The following is a 15,915-nucleotide window of genomic DNA, read 5'->3' as shown; positions in this document are numbered from 1 at the left end:
GCAGAATTTCACTGATTCCGTTGTTCCCGAGTGGCGGGTGTGTTGAAAACGTGGGTTACGCGGCTAGGGTGGTGCCAAACCACCGGACAGTGGTTCCCACCCACCGGACACATCTGACTGAAGGGGGCGCACAGTGACCACCGCACTGCGTCGTCTGCGCAACTACATCGACGGGGAGTTCCGGGACGCCGCCGACGGGCGGACCACGGAGGTGGTCAATCCCGCGACGGGTGAGGCGTACGCCACCGCCCCTCTCTCGGGTGCCGCCGACGTGGACGCGGCGATGGCCGCGGCCGAGGCTGCTTTTCCCGTATGGCGTGACCTGATCCCCGCCGAGCGGCAGAAGGTCCTGCTCAAGATCGCGGACCGCTTCGAGGAGCGCGCCGAGGAGCTGATCGCCGCCGAGTCCGAGAACTGCGGCAAGCCGATCGCGCTCGTCCGCTCCGAGGAAATCCCGCCGATGGTGGACCAGATCCGCTTCTTCGCGGGTGCCGCCCGGATGCTGGAGGGCCGCTCGGCCGGCGAGTACATGGCCGGCTTCACGTCCATCATCCGCCGCGAGCCGGTGGGCGTCTGCGCCCAGGTCGCGCCGTGGAACTACCCGATGATGATGGCCGTCTGGAAGTTCGCCCCGGCCCTGGCCGCGGGCAACACCGTCGTCATCAAGCCGTCCGACACCACCCCCGCCTCGACGGTGCTGATCGCCGACATCATCGGCAGCGTGCTGGACGAGCTGGGCCACCCGCGCGGCGTGTTCAACGTCATCTGCGGTGACCGCGAGACCGGCCGCCTGATGGTCGAGCACGAGGTCCCGGCGATGGCCTCGATCACCGGCTCGGTGCGCGCCGGTATGCAGGTCGCCGAGTCCGCCGCCAAGGACCTCAAGCGGGTCCACCTGGAGCTGGGCGGCAAGGCCCCGGTCGTCGTCTTCGAGGACACCGACATCGCCAAGGCCGTCGAGGACATCGCGGTCGCCGGCTACTTCAACGCCGGCCAGGACTGTACGGCCGCCACCCGCGTGCTCGTCCAGGAGTCCATCCACGACGAGTTCGTCGCCGCGCTCGCCAAGAAGGCCGCGGAGACCAAGACCGGTGCGGTCGACGACGAGGACGTGCTCTACGGCCCGCTGAACAACGCCAACCAGCTCAAGCAGGTCAAGGGCTTCATCGAGCGCCTGCCCGCGCACGCCAAGATCGAGGCGGGCGGCGAGCAGGTCGGCGAGAAGGGCTACTTCTTCGCCCCGACCGTCGTCTCCGGCCTCAAGCAGGACGACGAGATCGTCCAGCACGAGGTGTTCGGCCCGGTCATCACCGTCCAGTCCTTCTCCGACGAGAAGCAGGCGGTGGAGTGGGCCAACGGCGTCGAGTACGCGCTGGCGTCCTCGGTGTGGACCAAGGACCACGCCCGCGCCATGCGGCTGTCCAAGAGCCTCGACTTCGGCTGTGTATGGATCAACACCCACATCCCGCTCGTTGCCGAGATGCCGCACGGCGGATTCAAGAAGTCCGGTTACGGCAAGGACCTCTCGGCCTACGGCTTCGACGACTACACCCGGATCAAGCACGTGATGACCTCGCTCAACGACTGAGCGGACCGGCCGGTTCGACCGGCCGACCCGGGGGATCCCCACCGTCGAGTGGCACGGAACGCTCGACACACCGTCGCGGGCGGAGGCCCGGCAACTGACGCTCTGTCGCTTGCCGCCTCCGCCCGCGGCACGTGAGAGTGCTCGCCATGGCTGATCTTTCGCGGCGGACGCTGCTCCGGGGCATGGGCGGAACGGGTGTGATGGGGGCGCTGGCCGCTCTGACCGGATGCGGGGTGCCGCCCGCGTACGTCGAGGCCGCGGACCGCGGCGGTCCGGACCGTTCCGGGCGGGACCGGAAGATCGTCTTCGCCAACTGGCCGCTCTACATCGACGTCGACGACCACGACAAGGAGCGGCGCCCCACCCTCGACGCGTTCCAGCGGCGCACCGGGATCTCCGTCACGTACACCGAGGAGATCAACGACAACGACGAGTTCTTCGGCAAGATCAGCCCGGCGTTGATGAACCACCAGAGCACCGGCCGTGACCTGATCGTCATCAGTGACTGGATGTGCGCGCGGTTCGTCCGGCTCGGGTGGGTGCAGAAGATGGACCGCGCCGCCCAGCCGCACGTCGCCAAGTACCTCGACCCGCTGCTGCGCACCCCGCACTTCGACCGCGGCCGACTGCACTCGGTGCCCTGGCAGTCCGGGATCACCGGCATTGCCTACAACCGCAAGAAGCTCGGCCGGGAGATCAAGCACACCTCGGACCTCTGGAAGCCCGACCTGCGCGGCCGGGTCACCCTGCTCTCCGGGCTCGACGAGGCGTTCGCCCTGCTCATGCAGGGGAACGGCGCCGACATCACCCGCTGGACCGCGGACGACTTCTACCGGATGACCGACCAGATCCGCGGCCTGGTCCGCAAGGGCCACATCCGGCGCTTCACCGGCAACGACTACATCAAGGACCTCGACTCGGGGGACGTGCTCGCCGCCCAGGCCTACTCGGGCGATGTGATCCAGCTCCAGGCGGACAACCCGGACATCGAGTTCGTGGTGCCCCAGGAGGGCGCCGAGCTGTGGGCGGAGAGCCTGATGATCCCCAACCTCGCCGATCACAAGCGCAACGCGGAGCGCCTGATCGACTACTACTACGAGCCGGAGGTCGCCGCGGACCTGGCCGCCTGGGTCAATTACGTCTGCCCGGTACCGGCCGCGCGCGACGTCCTGGCCTCCTCCAAGGACAAGGAGCGGGCCGCGCTCGCCGAGGACCCGCTGATCTTCCCCGACGACGCGATGCGCAAGCGGCTGGCCATCGCCCGGGACATCACGTCCAAGGAGCGGACCGAGTTCGCGAAGGAGTGGAACGGGATCGTGGGGCTGTAGGGAATCGTGGGGCTGTAGGGAGGGGCGCCGGGCGGCAGGGCACGTCTAGAGGGGTGGGATGTCGTTCTGGCCGGCTCCGACGGGGACCTGGTGGCCCGGCGGGAGGCCGTGGGCGGGCTGGCCCTTGAGGCTGATGCCGATCGCCTGGGCGGAGAAGGTCTGGCCGGCCGGGAGCATGGCCGTGTACTGGGTGTGCCCGGTGCGGACCGCTTTGCGTTCCTTCTTGGCCGGGGAGGTGGCGATCTCGATCGTGTCGCCCTCCTCGGCGCCGGTCAGCTTGCCCCAGACCGTTCGGCAGCCGGGGCTGTAGCGGACCGAGACCTGCATGCTGCCGGCCATCTCCCGGGCCAGGGTGACCGCGCCCCGGTCGCAGTGGGTGTCCTTGGGGTCGAGACCGTCGCAGTCGATCATCGTGCAGGTCGGGGGCTCGGTCGCGGCCGTGACGGCGGACGGGGTGAGGACGGGGCCGGCCCCGCCGCCGCGGTCGTCGTCCGGGTCGCCGCCCGCGAGCAGCGGGATCGTCACGGTCAGCACGGTGGTCACCGCGGCCACGATCACCGAACCGATCAGCGTCTCGGGGCCGTGCCGCTTCAGCCAGGAGCGCTCGTCGGGCGTGGCCGTACGCGTGCCCGTTCCCGAGTCGCCCGTCCCGCCGTGGGGGTCCTCCGCATCGCCTCGTGAGCCGGGCACGCGACCTCCTGCACTGTGTGACACCTCGTCAGGAGGGCAGGATAAGGCGTTTGGCCGGATATGACGCGGACGGATCCGGTCGTTGTGTCGGCGATGCCGGCGGCCTTCCCGTCGGGGAACGCCGCCGGTCAGCGGGCAACCGTGGTGCCGTCGGCGGGCGGTGGCGCCGTTCAGCCGCGCCAGGAGGTGGCGTACGTGTCGATCTCGGCGGCCAGCCGGGCCTTGGCCGGGGCGTCCATGAAGGAGGCCTCGACGGCGTTCTTGGCCAGGGCGGCCAGCCCGGCGGTGTCCAGGCCCAACAGGCGGGCGGCGACGGCGTATTCGGTGTTGAGGTCGGTGCCGAACATCGGGGGGTCGTCGCTGTTGATGGTGACCAGGACGCCCGCGTCGACCATCTCCTTGATCGGGTGCTCGTCCAGGGTGCGGACCGCGCGGGTGGCGATGTTGGAGGTGGGGCAGACCTCCAACGGGATGCGGCGCTCGGCGAGATGGGCGAGCAGCGCGGGGTCCTGGGGCGCGCTGGTGCCGTGCCCGATGCGCTCGGCGCGGAGGTCGCGGAGCGCGTCCCAGATCGTGCCGGGGCCGGTGGTCTCGCCGGCGTGCGGTACGGAGCGCAGCCCGGCGGCGATCGCGCGGTCGAAGTACGGCTTGAACTGGGGGCGCGGGACGCCGATTTCGGGCCCGCCGAGCCCGAACGACACCAGCCCCTCGGGCTGCAGGTCGCAGGCGATCCGGGCGGTCTCCTCGGCGGCCTCCAGGCCGGCCTCACCGGGGATGTCGAAGCACCAGCGCAGCACCACGCCCAGCTCGGACTCCGCGGCCTTCCGGGCGTCCTCGATGGCCTCGACGAACGCGGCATCGGGGATGCCGCGGCGGGTGGAGCTGAACGGCGTGATGGTCAGCTCGGCGTAGCGGATCTGCTGGCGCGCCATGTCCCGGGCGACCTCGTACGTCAGCAGCCGGACGTCCTCGGCGTCGCGGATCAGGTCCACGACGGAGAGGTAGACCTCGATGAAGTGCGCGAAGTCGCGGAAGGTGAAGTAGTCGGCCAGCGCTTCGGGGTCGGTGGGGACCGCGGAGTCCGGGTGCCGGGCGGCCAGCTCGGAGACGATCCGCGGCGAGGCCGAGCCGACGTGGTGGACGTGCAGCTCCGCCTTGGGCAGGCCCGCGATGAAGGCATCGAGATCGGACAACGGATCCTCCTGGTCAGGATGGGCGGTTGAGCGGAACGGCCCGGTCGGCCCCGTCATGCTATGCGGGGCGGTGACGGGGCAGGGGGCGGCCCTTGTGGGCGGACCCCCCGGCTACGAGCGGACGCCCCCCCGGCTACGCCGCCGCGTCCTCCCGCAGTCGCTGGCGGGCCTCCATCAGGGCGAAGCCCAGCAGATTGAGCCCGCGCCAGCGCTCCGGGGTCGCGGCGCGCTCGTCGTCGGCGGCCAGGCCGATGCCCCATATGCGGTCCAGCGGGCTGGCCTCGACCAGGACCCGGGAGTCCGTGCCCAGCAGGAATTCCCGCAGGGCGGGGTCCTGGCCGAATTTGTGCAGGCTGCCCTCGACGACCAGGGCGAAGCGGTGGCGCCGCCAGGTCTCCTCGTCGAAGCCCCGGACCTTCCGGCCGGCGTCCTTGGCCTGCTTGGGGTGGCCGGCCGCGATGGCCTGCCGCTCCGCCTCGGCGTCGCCGAAGAGCCGGGCCTTGCCGGCCATCATCCAGTGCTCGGAGGTGGCGTAGGTGGTCCCGTCGACCGTGAAGGGGGCCGGCCACCACTGGCTGAAGCAGCTCGGGCTCAGGCCGCCGTCGCGGCGCGGGCGGTGGCCCCAGAAAAAGACGCATTTCGGACGCTTGCCGGCGGAGGTCTCCCGGCGCAGTTCCTCGACCGAGCGCGGCCCGTCCGCGGCGCGCCCGGCCATGATCCCCCCAGCGATCTCCGGGGCCCGCCCCGGGTCGCTCCCCGTGCTGTCGTGCATCATGCCGGGATTCTGTCAGCGGGCACTGACAACGTGTCGGGGTGTACACCACGGAAATCGCAGAATTCGTCGCGTAACCAAAAGGCAACAACGGAATCCCTTGTTGAGGCTGTTCTACTCTGTCAAGATCGGCCATCGATTCCGGAAATAGCTACGCCAGGCAGTGCCGCGGAGCGGCCCCGGCGCCCGGCGGAGGAGAGCACCATGGATCACCGATTCGACGTCACCGAGCGATTCGCCCAGGGCGCGCAATTCATTGCGGGCAGCCTCCGGAGCGGCACCTCCGGCCGGAGCCAGGACGTCGTGGACCCGGCGACCGGCGAGACGGTGTACCGCTACGAACTCGCAGGTACGGCCGATGTCGACGCGGCCGTCGAGGCGGCCGGACGGGCCTTCCCGGAGTGGGCCGGGGCCACGCCCGGTGAGCGCTCCGACACCCTCCACCGCTTCGCCGCCGCACTCGCCGAGGACGCCGCCGATCTCGCCTTCGCCGAATCGCTGAACTGCGGAAAGCCGATCAAGCTCAGCAATGAGTTCGATGTGCCGGGTTCGATCGACAATGCCGCATTCTTCGCCGGCGCGGCCCGCCATCTGGAGGGCAAGGCGGCCGGCGAATACAGCGCCGACCACACCTCCGTGATCCGCCGCGAGCCCATCGGCGTCGTCGGCTCCATCGCGCCCTGGAACTATCCGCTCCAGATGGCCGCCTGGAAGGTGCTGCCGGCCATCGCCGCGGGCAACACCATCGTCCTGAAGCCCGCCGAGATCACCCCGCTGACCTCGCTGCTCTTCGCCCAGGCCGCCCAGCGCGCGGGGCTGCCCGACGGCGTGCTCAACATCGTCTCCGGGGCCGGCCGGGACGCCGGTGAGCACCTGGTGGGCCACCGCACCGTCGCGATGACCTCCTTCACCGGCTCGACCGCCGTCGGCAAGCGCGTCGCCGAGATCGCCACCGGCACGGTCAAGCGCCTCCACCTCGAACTCGGCGGCAAGGCCCCGTTCGTCGTGTTCGACGACGCGGACCTGGAGGCGGCCGTCCACGGAGCGGTCGCCGGCGCGCTGATCAACACCGGCCAGGACTGCACCGCCGCCACCCGCGCCTACGTCCAGCGCCCGCTCTACGACGCCTTCGTCAGCGGCGTCGCCGACCTGATGGCGACCGTACGGCTCGGCGACCCCTTCGACCCGTCCACCGACCTGGGCCCGCTGATCTCGCACACCCAGCGCGACCGGGTGGCCGCCTTCGTCGACCGGGCGCGCGACTACGCCACCGTCGTCACCGGCGGCGAGGCCCCCCAGGGCGAGCTGGCCAAGGGCGCGTACTACCTGCCCACGCTGATCGCCGGCGCCGCCCAGGACAGCGAGGTCGTGCAGTCCGAGATCTTCGGCCCGGTGCTGGTCGTGCTGCCCTTCGACAGTGACGACGAGGGCATCGCGCTGGCCAACGACACCCCCTACGGGCTGGCCGCCTCCGCCTGGAGCCGGGACGTCTACCGCACCGGCCGCGCCACCCGCGAGATCAAGGCGGGCTGCGTCTGGGTCAACGACCACATCCCGATCATCAGCGAGATGCCGCACGGCGGCGCCAAGGCCTCCGGCTTCGGCAAGGACATGTCGGCCTACTCCTTCGAGGAGTACACCCAGGTCAAGCACGTGATGTACGACAACACCGCGGTCGCCAGGAAGGACTGGCACCGCACGATCTTCGGGGACCGCACCTGAAGGGACCACCGGGGGCCGCGGCGGCCCCCGGACCGGTCCCCGGTCGACTCCCCGGAGCGAGCCCCCACCTCGCCCCGCCCGTTCCCCGCCCCTACGGGCTCACCCCGCGGCCAGCCGGCCGCACGGCACCGTCACCGCCGGCCGAGCGCCGGGCTCACCCCCTGAAAGGGCACCGCGCATGGAGCACCACCAGCAGCCCGAACCCCTGTCCGCGGTCGAACTCGCCGCCATGCGCCGGAGCGCGACCAACGGCCGGCTCGCCATGACCCGCCGCTCGCTGCTGCGCGCGGGCGGTGCCATGGCGGCCGTCACCGGCGGCCTGGGCGCCCTGGCGGCCTGCGGCATCCCGCCCGCCGGCCGTACCGACGCCGTGGCGTCCCAGGACCACTCCCGGAAGGAGAAGCGGCTCAACTTCTCCAACTGGACCGAGTACATGGACGTCAGCGACGACGGCAAGCACCATCCGACGCTGGACCGTTTCACCCGGCGCACCGGCATCGCCGTCAAATACACCGAGGACATCAACGACAACGACGAGTTCTTCGGCAAGGTCCAGGCACAGCTGGCGGCCGGCCAGGACACCGGCCGCGACCTGATCGTGCTCACCGACTGGATGTGCGCGCGGATGATCTCCCTCGGCTGGATCCAGGAGCTGGACCCGGCCAACCTGCCGCACGCCTACGCCAACCTCTCGGCGCAGTTCCGCAACCCCGCCTGGGACCCCGGCCGGGCGCACTCCTACGTGTGGCAGGGCATCCCCGCGATCATCGCGTACAACAAGAAGGCCACCGGCGGCCGGAAGGTCGACTCGGTCAGCCAGCTGCTGGAGGACCCGCAGCTCAAGGGCCGGGTCGGCTTCCTCTCCGAGATGCGCGACTCGATAGGGCTGACCCTCCTGGACATGGGCAAGAAGCCCGAGGAGGTCACCGCGGACGACTTCGACGCGGCGATCGCCCGGCTCCAGAAGGGCGTCGACTCCAAGCAGATCCGCCGCTTCACCGGCAACGACTACACCACGGACCTGGACAAGGGCGACCTCGCCGCGTGCGTGGCCTGGGCCGGCGACATCGTCCAGCTGCAGAACGACAACCCGGACATCGAGTACGTCGTCCCCAAGAGCGGCTACATGACGTCCACCGACAACCTGATGGTGCCGAACAAGGCCCGCCACAAGGAAAACGCCGAACGGCTCATCGACTACTTCTACGAGCCGAAGGTGGCGGCGCAGCTCGCGGCGTACATCAACTACGTCTGCCCGGTCGACGGCGTCCGCGAGGAACTCGCCAAGATCGACAAGAAGGCGGCGGACAACCCGCTGATCCTGCCGGACAAGGAGATGGCCGCCAGGTCCCACTCCTTCCGCGCGCTGACCGCCAAGGAGAACAAGGTGTTCAGCCAGAAGTTCTCCGACCTCACCGGCGCCTGACCCCACCACGCACCGGGCCCGCCCCCGAGCCGTTTCGCCCACCGACCCACGGGACGACCGACATGACCAAGACCGCGACCCCCCAGAGCAGCGGCGGCGACGTCCGCCTCCAAGGGATAAGCAAGACCTACGGCTCCTTCACCGCCGTCCATCCGCTCGACCTGACCGTCCCCGCGGGCTCCTTCTTCGCGCTGCTGGGCGCCTCCGGCTGCGGCAAGACCACCACCCTGCGGATGATCGCCGGCCTGGAGGAGCCCACCACCGGGACCGTCGAACTCGCGGGCCAGGACGTCACCGTCCTGCCGCCCTACAAGCGCCAGGTCAACACCGTCTTCCAGAACTACGCGCTCTTCCCGCACCTCGACATCTACGAGAACGTCGCCTTCGGACTGCGCCGCCGCGGCATCAAGTCCGTCAAGAAGCAGGTCGAGGAGATGCTCGACCTGGTCCAGCTCGGCCCGATGGCCCGCCGCAAGCCGCAGCAGCTCTCCGGCGGCCAGCAGCAGCGCGTCGCGGTCGCCCGCGCGCTGATCAACCACCCCCAGGTGCTGCTCCTCGACGAGCCGCTGGGCGCCCTCGACCTCAAGCTGCGCCGCCAGATGCAGCTGGAGCTCAAGCGCATCCAGACCGAGGTCGGGATCACCTTCGTGCACGTCACCCACGACCAGGAGGAGGCCATGACGATGGCCGACACCGTGGCCGTGATGAACGGCGGTCGGGTCGAGCAGCTCGGCGCCCCCGCCGACCTCTACGAGAACCCCGCCACCACCTTCGTCGCCAACTTCCTGGGCACCTCCAACCTCATCGAGGCCGAGGTCGTCGAGGCCGGCGGCGACGAGCTGCTGCTCAAGGCCGCGGACGCCAAGCTCCGGCTGCCCGCCGCCCGATGTAGCGCCTCGGCCCGTACGGGCGAGAAGGTGCTGGCCGGCGTCCGGCCCGAGAAGGTCGCCCTGCGGCACGCCGACGACGCCGGGTCCATCACCGAGGGCCACAACCGGCTGCCCGGCCGCATCAAGGACGCCAGCTTCATCGGCGTCTCCACCCAGTACGTCGTCGACGTACCGGGCCTGGGCGAACTCGCCGTCTACGAGCAGAACATCGAGCGCGACGGCCGGCTCGTCCCCGGCGCGGAGATCGTGCTGCACTGGAGCCCGGCGCACACCTTCGGGCTGGACGCCACCCAGGACATCCAGGCCGGCGCGGACCTCGACGAGGAGGCCGCGTGACCACCACCGAAACCCCCGCACCAGCGGAGGAGCAGACCACCGCACCCCTGGAGGTGCGCAAGACCCCGGCCCGCAAACGGCTGGTCCCCTACTGGCTGCTGCTGCCCGGCATCCTGTGGCTGATCGTCTTCTTCGCCGCCCCGCTCGTCTACCAGGCGTCGACCTCCATCCAGACCGGCTCCCTCGAAGAGGGCTTCAAGGTCACCTGGCACTTCGCCACCTACTGGGACGCGCTCGGCGAATACTGGCCGCAGTTCGTCCGCTCGGTCGGCTACGCCGCCATCGCCACCGCGCTCTGCCTGCTCCTGGGTTACCCGCTGGCGTACCTCATCGCCTTCAAGGCGGGCCGCTGGCGCAACGTCGTGATGATCCTGGTCATCGCCCCGTTCTTCACCAGCTTCCTGATCCGCACGCTGGCCTGGAAGACGATCCTGGCCGACGGCGGACCGGTCGTCGCCGCCCTGAACTCGCTGCACCTCCTCGACGTCACCAGCGCGCTGGGCATCACCGAGGGACACCGGGTGCTGGCCACCCCGCTCGCGGTGGTCTGCGGACTGACGTACAACTTCCTGCCGTTCATGGTCCTGCCGCTCTACACCTCGCTGGAGCGCATCGACCCGCGGCTGCACGAGGCGGCTGGCGACCTCTACGCCCGCCCGGCCACCACCTTCCGCCGGGTGACCTTCCCGCTGTCGATGCCCGGCGTCGTCGCGGGCACCCTGCTCACCTTCATCCCGGCCGCCGGTGACTACATCAACGCCGAACTGCTGGGCTCCACCGACCAGAAGATGATCGGCAACGTCATCCAGTCGCAGTTCCTGCGGGTCCTGGACTACCCGACCGCCGCCGCGCTCTCCTTCATCCTCATGGCGGCCATCCTCGCGATGGTCACGATCTACATCCGCAAGTCCGGGACGGAGGATCTGGTCTGATGGCGGCATCGAGCACCACGGCCGGGACCACGGCAACCACGGCGCCCACGAACGGCCGCACGCCCAACAGGGGCCTGCGCTGGCTGCGCCGCAACATCGTCACCCTCGCGGGGCTGGGCACCCTGGGCTACCTCATCCTGCCCAACCTCGTCGTGATGGTCTTCTCGTTCAACAAGCCCAACGGCCGCTTCAACTACCAGTGGCAGCGGTTCTCCACGGACGCCTGGACCGATCCGTGCGGGGTCGCCGACCTGTGCGGCTCGCTGGGACTGAGCCTGCAGATCGCCGTATGGGCCACGGTCGGCGCGACCGTCCTCGGCACCATGATCGCGTTCGCGCTGGCCCGCTACCGCTTCCGCGCCCGGGCCGGCGTCAACACCCTGATCTTCCTGCCGATGGCCATGCCCGAGGTCGTCATGGCCGCCTCGCTGGCCACCCTCTTCCTCAACATGGGCATCCAGTTCGGCTTCTGGACGATCCTCATCGCGCACATCATGTTCTGCCTGAGCTTCGTCGTCACCGCCGTCAAGGCCCGCGTGATGAGCATGGACCCGCGGCTCGAACAGGCCGCCCAGGACCTCTACGCCTCGCCCACGCAGACGTTCCTGCGGGTGACGCTGCCGATCGCCGCGCCCGGCATCGCGGCCGGCGCACTGCTCTCCTTCGCGCTCTCCTTCGACGACTTCATCATCACCAACTTCAACGCCGGCTCCACCGTGACCTTCCCCATGTTCGTCTGGGGATCGGCACAGCGGGGCACACCCGTTCAGATCAATGTCATCGGTACGGCGATGTTCCTGGTCGCCGTGCTGTGCGTAGTGGTCGGCCAACTGGCCGGCAAACGCCGTAAGAGGAGCTAGAGGAGCTGAGAACCATGGCACGAGCTGCCATGAACGCCCCGTCCCCCGTCCACGCGCTCGCGGACGCCGCCCCCACACCCTTCTGGCTCGACGACCCCGCCCGCCCCGCCGCGCAGCCCGCCCTCGTCGGCGACGAGAACTGCGACCTGCTGGTCGTCGGCGGCGGCTACTCCGGACTGTGGACCGCGCTGCTCGCCAAGGAGCGCGACCCGCAGCGCGACGTCGTGCTCGTCGAAGGCGCCGAGATCGGCTGGGCCGCCTCCGGGCGCAACGGCGGCTTCTGCGCCGCCTCCCTCACCCACGGCCTGGGCAACGGACTGGCCCGCTGGCCCGGCGAACTCGCCAAGCTCGAAGAACTCGGCATCCGCAACCTCGACGCCATCGGGGAGGCGGTGGCCCGCTACGGCATCGACTGCGACTTCGAGCGCACCGGCGAGATCGACATCGCCACCGAGCCGTACCAGATCGCCGAGCTCAAGGAGGCCGCCGAGGACGCCGCGAAGCTCGGCCTGGACCGGCACACCTTCCTCGACGAGGACGAGCTCCGCGCCGAGGTCGACTCACCGACCTTCCGGGCCGGTCTGTGGGACCGCGACGGCGTCGCCATGGTCAACCCGGCCAAGCTCGCCTGGGGCCTGAAGCAGGCGTGCCTGGGCCTCGGCGTGCGCATCTACGAGCGCACCCGCGCCACCGCGCTCGCCTCCGAGGGCATGGGCATGGCCGTCCGCACCCCGTACGGCCGGGTCTTCGCCCGCCATGTCGCGCTCGGCACCAACGCCTTCCCGTCGCTGGTGAAGCGGGTGCGCCCGTACATCGTCCCGGTCTACGACCACGCCCTGATGACCGAGCCGCTGACCGACGAGCAACTGGCCGCCATCGGCTGGAAGAACCGCCAGGGCCTCTCCGACTCCAACAACCACTTCCACTACTTCCGCATCACCGCCGACCACCGCATCCTGTGGGGCGGCTACGACATCGTCTACCGCTACCGCGGCGGCGTCCGCGCCGAGTACGACCACCACCCGGAGACGTACGAGAAGCTCGCCCGGCACTTCTTCCGCTGCTTCCCGCAGTTGGAGGGCCTGCGCTTCACCCACACCTGGGGCGGCGCCATCGACACCTGCTCCCGCTTCTCGGCCTTCTTCGGCACCGCGCACGCCGGCCGGGTCGCCTACGCCGCCGGCTACACCGGTCTCGGCGTGGGCGCCACCCGCTTCGGCGCCGACGTGATGCTGGACCTGCTCGCCGGCGAACGCACCGAGCGCACGGAGCTGGAGATGGTCCGCAGCAAGCCGCTGCCCTTCCCGCCCGAGCCGCTGCGCTGGGCCGGCATCGGCATCACCCAGTGGTCGATGACCCGCGCCGACACCCACGGCGGACGCCGCAACCTGTGGCTGAAGGCGATGGACAAGGTGGGGCTGGGCTTCGACAGCTGAGTCCGTCACCCGAGGCGGACGGGGGCGTCACTGGAGCGGGCGGAGGGCTTCCGCCCGCTCCTCCGTGTCCGCCTCCCGGTGTGGCCGTACCGTCGCGTGTTCCTTCGGGTGTTCCGTACCTTTGCGTGCCCTCGGAGGGGCGGGCGGGGTTACGGGAGCGGAGGTGGCGAGGGGGACATGGGGGCCGTGACGGGCGCGGAGGAGGCGCTGGCCTCCGGCGCCCAGCGGTCGCATACGGCCCACCAGAGCGCGAGCACCACCCCCGCCAGACACCAGCTGCCGAGGACGTCCAGCGGCCAGTGGTAGCCACGGCGCACCAGCCCCACACCGACGCCGAGGTTGAGCAGCACGGCCGTAGTGGCCACCGCCACCGGGAGCACTCCCCGGGCCCCACGGCCGGCCCGGCCCGCACCGGGACCCCGCCCACGGATCAGCAGCAGCGCGGCCACCCCGTAGGCGACCGCCGCCGTGGCGGCGTGGCCCGACGGATAGAAGCCGTCCTGCCCACCGCCGGCCATCCGCGGCGGACCCGGCCGGGCGAGCCACAGCTTGAGCGGGACGACGAGCACGGGGACCGCGGCGAGCGCGAGCCCGGCGGCCAGCGGCGGCAGCCACCACCGCCCGGCCGGGCCGCCGGTCGCCCCGTTCCCCCGTCGTGACCGCCATCCGCCCCACCCAAGGACCATCACCAGCCCCACCATCCCCAGCAACACCGGCACCGCCACGACCGTGTTGCCGAGATCGGCGAAGAACTCGGCGACCGAGGAGGGGATGTGGCGGGCACCGGCGACGCCCCGCCCGAGCCGCTCGTCGTACGTGCGCAGCGGACCGTGCGCCGCCACCTGCCAGGTGAGCACGGCGAACAGCAGCGCGCAGAGGAGCAGCACGGACCAAGTGGTGAACGGGCCCGGAAAAAGGTTCGGCCGCCTCGGAACAGGGGGGGTGGTTCCGAGGCGGCCGCGCTGACCGGTGTCCCGCGCGCCCCGGGGGGTATGGGGCGGGCGGACATCCGATCGGTGAGGATTCCCGGAGCCCCTCTCGCGAGGGGGACCGGCTTTGTGCGCGAGGGCACGGCCTGGCCGGAGCCGGGGAAGCGCCGACCGGGCGTCGCCCGCAGTCCCCTGCGGGCGGGGTGTTTCTCTCATCTGCAGAAACCGTACGGCACGGGGAGCGGACCGGACAGCCGCATCACCCGCCCGCCATCGGCCCCGCACATCTTCTTCACTCGGCACCTCCAGCTACCCGCGTCCGCCCGGAACGCGGTGATCAGGCCGGGGTGCTGACCGACCGCGGCCACCTGCGGAAACGGGAAGCGGCCCGCAGACAGGCTGCGGGCCGCTCACTCCTGGCGGGATCAGCTCCCGGGCGGATCAGATCTTCGCGAACGCCGCCTCGAGGATGTCCAGACCCTCGTTGAGCAGGTCCTCGCCGATGACCAGCGGCGGCAGGAAGCGCAGCACGTTGCCGTACGTGCCGGTCGTCAGGACGAGCAGGCCCTCCTGGTGGCAGGCCTTGGCGAGCGCGCCGGTCGCCTCCGGGTTGGGCTCCTTCGAACCGGACTTGACCAGCTCGATCGCGATCATGGCGCCGCGGCCGCGGACCTCGCCGATGATGTCGTACTTCTCCTGCATCGCGACGAGGCGGGCCTTCATGACCTCCTCGATGCGCTTGGCCTTGCCGTTGAGGTCCTGCTCGCGCATGGTCTCGATCGAGCCGAGCGCCGCGGCGCAGGCCACCGGGTTACCGCCGTAGGTGCCGCCCAGGCCGCCCGCGTGCGCGGCGTCCATGATCTCCGCGCGACCGGTCACGGCCGCCAGCGGCAGACCGCCGGCGATGCCCTTCGCGGTGGTGATGAGGTCGGGCACGATGCCCTCGTCCTCACACGCGAACCACTGGCCCGTGCGGCAGAAGCCGGACTGGATCTCGTCCGCGACGAAGACGATGCCGTTCTCCTTCGCGAAGTTCGCGATGGCGGGCAGGAAGCCCTTGGCCGGCTCGATGAAGCCGCCCTCGCCGAGCACCGGCTCGATGATGATCGCCGCGACGTTCTCGGCGCCGATCTGCTTGGTGATCTGCGAGATGGCCTGCTCCGCGGCCTCCTGCGCACAGTTCTCCGGGCCGGTCAGCCAGCGGAAGGGGTAGGCCAGCGGTACGCGGTAGACCTCGGGCGCGAACGGGCCGAAGCCGTGCTTGTACGGCATGTTCTTGGCGGTGAGCGCCATCGTCAGGTTCGTCCGGCCGTGGTACCCGTGGTCGAAGACGACCACGGCCTGCCGCTTGGTGTACGCCCGCGCGATCTTGACGGCGTTCTCGACCGCCTCCGCGCCGGAGTTGAACAGCGCCGACTTCTTCTCGTGGTCGCCCGGCGTCAGCTCGGCCAGCGCCTCACAGACCTCGATGTACGGCTCGTACGGCGTCACCATCACACAGGTGTGGGTGAAGTCGGCGAGCTGCGCGGTGGCCCGGCGGACGACCGCCTCCGCGCTGTTGCCGACCGAGGTCACCGCGATGCCCGAGCCGAAGTCGATCAGGGAGTTGCCGTCCACGTCCTCCAGCACGCCGCCGCCCGCACGCTTCACGAAGACGGGCAGCACGGCGCCGACACCACTGGCGACCCTGGCCTGCTTACGGGCCCACAGCTCCTGCGACTTCGGGCCGGGGATCGCGGTGACGACGCGACGCTCCTGGGGAAGGGCGGGGCCTCCGGACAGTTCGCTCATGGCAGTCTCCTGGATGGAACGG

Annotated in this window: 13 protein-coding genes; 8 read left to right on the top strand and 5 right to left on the bottom strand. The window is 70.5% G+C overall.

Annotated elements, in window-relative coordinates; genetic code table 11:
* The first annotated feature begins 133 nt into the window (after positions 1-133).
* Positions 134-1,588, top strand: a complete 1,455-nt coding sequence (locus tag V2J85_RS29705; RefSeq protein ID WP_261955418.1) for a gamma-aminobutyraldehyde dehydrogenase — start codon at positions 134-136, stop codon at positions 1,586-1,588.
* Between the two features lie 146 nt (positions 1,589-1,734).
* Complete coding sequence (locus V2J85_RS29700; RefSeq protein WP_330823263.1) at positions 1,735-2,916, top strand: ABC transporter substrate-binding protein; 1,182 nt, start codon at positions 1,735-1,737, stop codon at positions 2,914-2,916.
* A gap of 45 nt (positions 2,917-2,961) precedes the next feature.
* On the opposite strand, the gene V2J85_RS29695 is transcribed toward V2J85_RS29700, so the two are convergent.
* The 3 genes from V2J85_RS29695 to V2J85_RS29685 all read right to left on the bottom strand — a co-directional run bounded on the left by V2J85_RS29695 (position 2,962) and on the right by V2J85_RS29685 (position 5,574).
* On the bottom strand, positions 2,962-3,606 hold the full coding sequence (locus V2J85_RS29695) for a DUF2690 domain-containing protein (RefSeq protein ID WP_330823262.1): 645 nt from the start codon (positions 3,604-3,606) through the stop codon (positions 2,962-2,964).
* A gap of 170 nt (positions 3,607-3,776) precedes the next feature.
* Positions 3,777-4,856 carry an adenosine deaminase gene (locus V2J85_RS29690; RefSeq protein ID WP_410011259.1) on the bottom strand — a complete coding sequence of 360 codons (1,080 nt, stop codon included), beginning with the start codon at positions 4,854-4,856 and terminating at the stop codon, positions 3,777-3,779.
* A 76-nt stretch (positions 4,857-4,932) separates the two neighbouring features.
* A complete protein-coding gene (locus V2J85_RS29685) occupies positions 4,933-5,574 on the bottom strand; it encodes an NADAR family protein (RefSeq protein WP_419836846.1) in 642 nt (213 codons plus the stop codon).
* 201 nt (positions 5,575-5,775) lie between these two features.
* On the opposite strand from V2J85_RS29685, the gene V2J85_RS29680 reads away from it, so the two are divergent.
* The 6 genes from V2J85_RS29680 (at position 5,776) to V2J85_RS29655 (ending at position 13,173) form a co-directional block, all read left to right on the top strand.
* Positions 5,776-7,293, top strand: a complete 1,518-nt coding sequence (locus V2J85_RS29680; RefSeq protein ID WP_261955414.1) for a gamma-aminobutyraldehyde dehydrogenase — start codon at positions 5,776-5,778, stop codon at positions 7,291-7,293.
* A 178-nt stretch (positions 7,294-7,471) separates the two neighbouring features.
* On the top strand, positions 7,472-8,719 hold the full coding sequence (locus V2J85_RS29675) for a polyamine ABC transporter substrate-binding protein (protein ID WP_261955413.1): 1,248 nt from the start codon (positions 7,472-7,474) through the stop codon (positions 8,717-8,719).
* Between the two features lie 62 nt (positions 8,720-8,781).
* Positions 8,782-9,945: an ABC transporter ATP-binding protein gene (locus V2J85_RS29670; RefSeq protein WP_261955412.1), complete on the top strand. Its 1,164-nt coding sequence runs from the start codon at positions 8,782-8,784 to the stop codon at positions 9,943-9,945.
* Positions 9,942-10,877 carry an ABC transporter permease gene (locus tag V2J85_RS29665; protein ID WP_261955411.1) on the top strand — a complete coding sequence of 312 codons (936 nt, stop codon included), beginning with the start codon at positions 9,942-9,944 and terminating at the stop codon, positions 10,875-10,877. The genes V2J85_RS29670 and V2J85_RS29665 overlap by 4 nt, the downstream gene beginning before the upstream one ends.
* Positions 10,877-11,737 (top strand): ABC transporter permease, encoded by an 861-nt coding sequence (locus V2J85_RS29660; RefSeq protein ID WP_261955410.1) that lies wholly within the window; start codon positions 10,877-10,879, stop codon positions 11,735-11,737. Before V2J85_RS29665 ends, V2J85_RS29660 begins: the two co-directional genes overlap by 1 nt.
* A gap of 14 nt (positions 11,738-11,751) precedes the next feature.
* Positions 11,752-13,173 (top strand): NAD(P)/FAD-dependent oxidoreductase, encoded by a 1,422-nt coding sequence (locus tag V2J85_RS29655; protein WP_330823260.1) that lies wholly within the window; start codon positions 11,752-11,754, stop codon positions 13,171-13,173.
* Between the two features lie 149 nt (positions 13,174-13,322).
* Here V2J85_RS29655 and V2J85_RS29650 read toward each other — a convergent pair whose 3' ends face one another.
* Together V2J85_RS29650 and gabT are read right to left on the bottom strand one after the other, a co-directional pair.
* The gene (locus V2J85_RS29650) at positions 13,323-14,060 is read right to left on the bottom strand and encodes a phosphatase PAP2 family protein (RefSeq protein WP_330823258.1); all 738 of its coding nucleotides are present in this window, start codon (positions 14,058-14,060) and stop codon (positions 13,323-13,325) included.
* Positions 14,061-14,543: 483 nt separating this feature from the next.
* Positions 14,544-15,893: a 4-aminobutyrate--2-oxoglutarate transaminase gene (gene gabT / locus V2J85_RS29645; protein WP_330823257.1), complete on the bottom strand. Its 1,350-nt coding sequence runs from the start codon at positions 15,891-15,893 to the stop codon at positions 14,544-14,546.
* Between the last annotated feature and the right edge of the window lie 22 nt (positions 15,894-15,915).

This window comes from Streptomyces bugieae (genome assembly GCF_036352915.1).
Lineage (GTDB): Bacteria > Actinomycetota > Actinomycetes > Streptomycetales > Streptomycetaceae > Streptomyces > Streptomyces endophytica.
The sequence above is the reverse complement of the archived record's forward strand: the minus strand, read 5'-3'. Positions and strand labels throughout refer to the sequence as shown.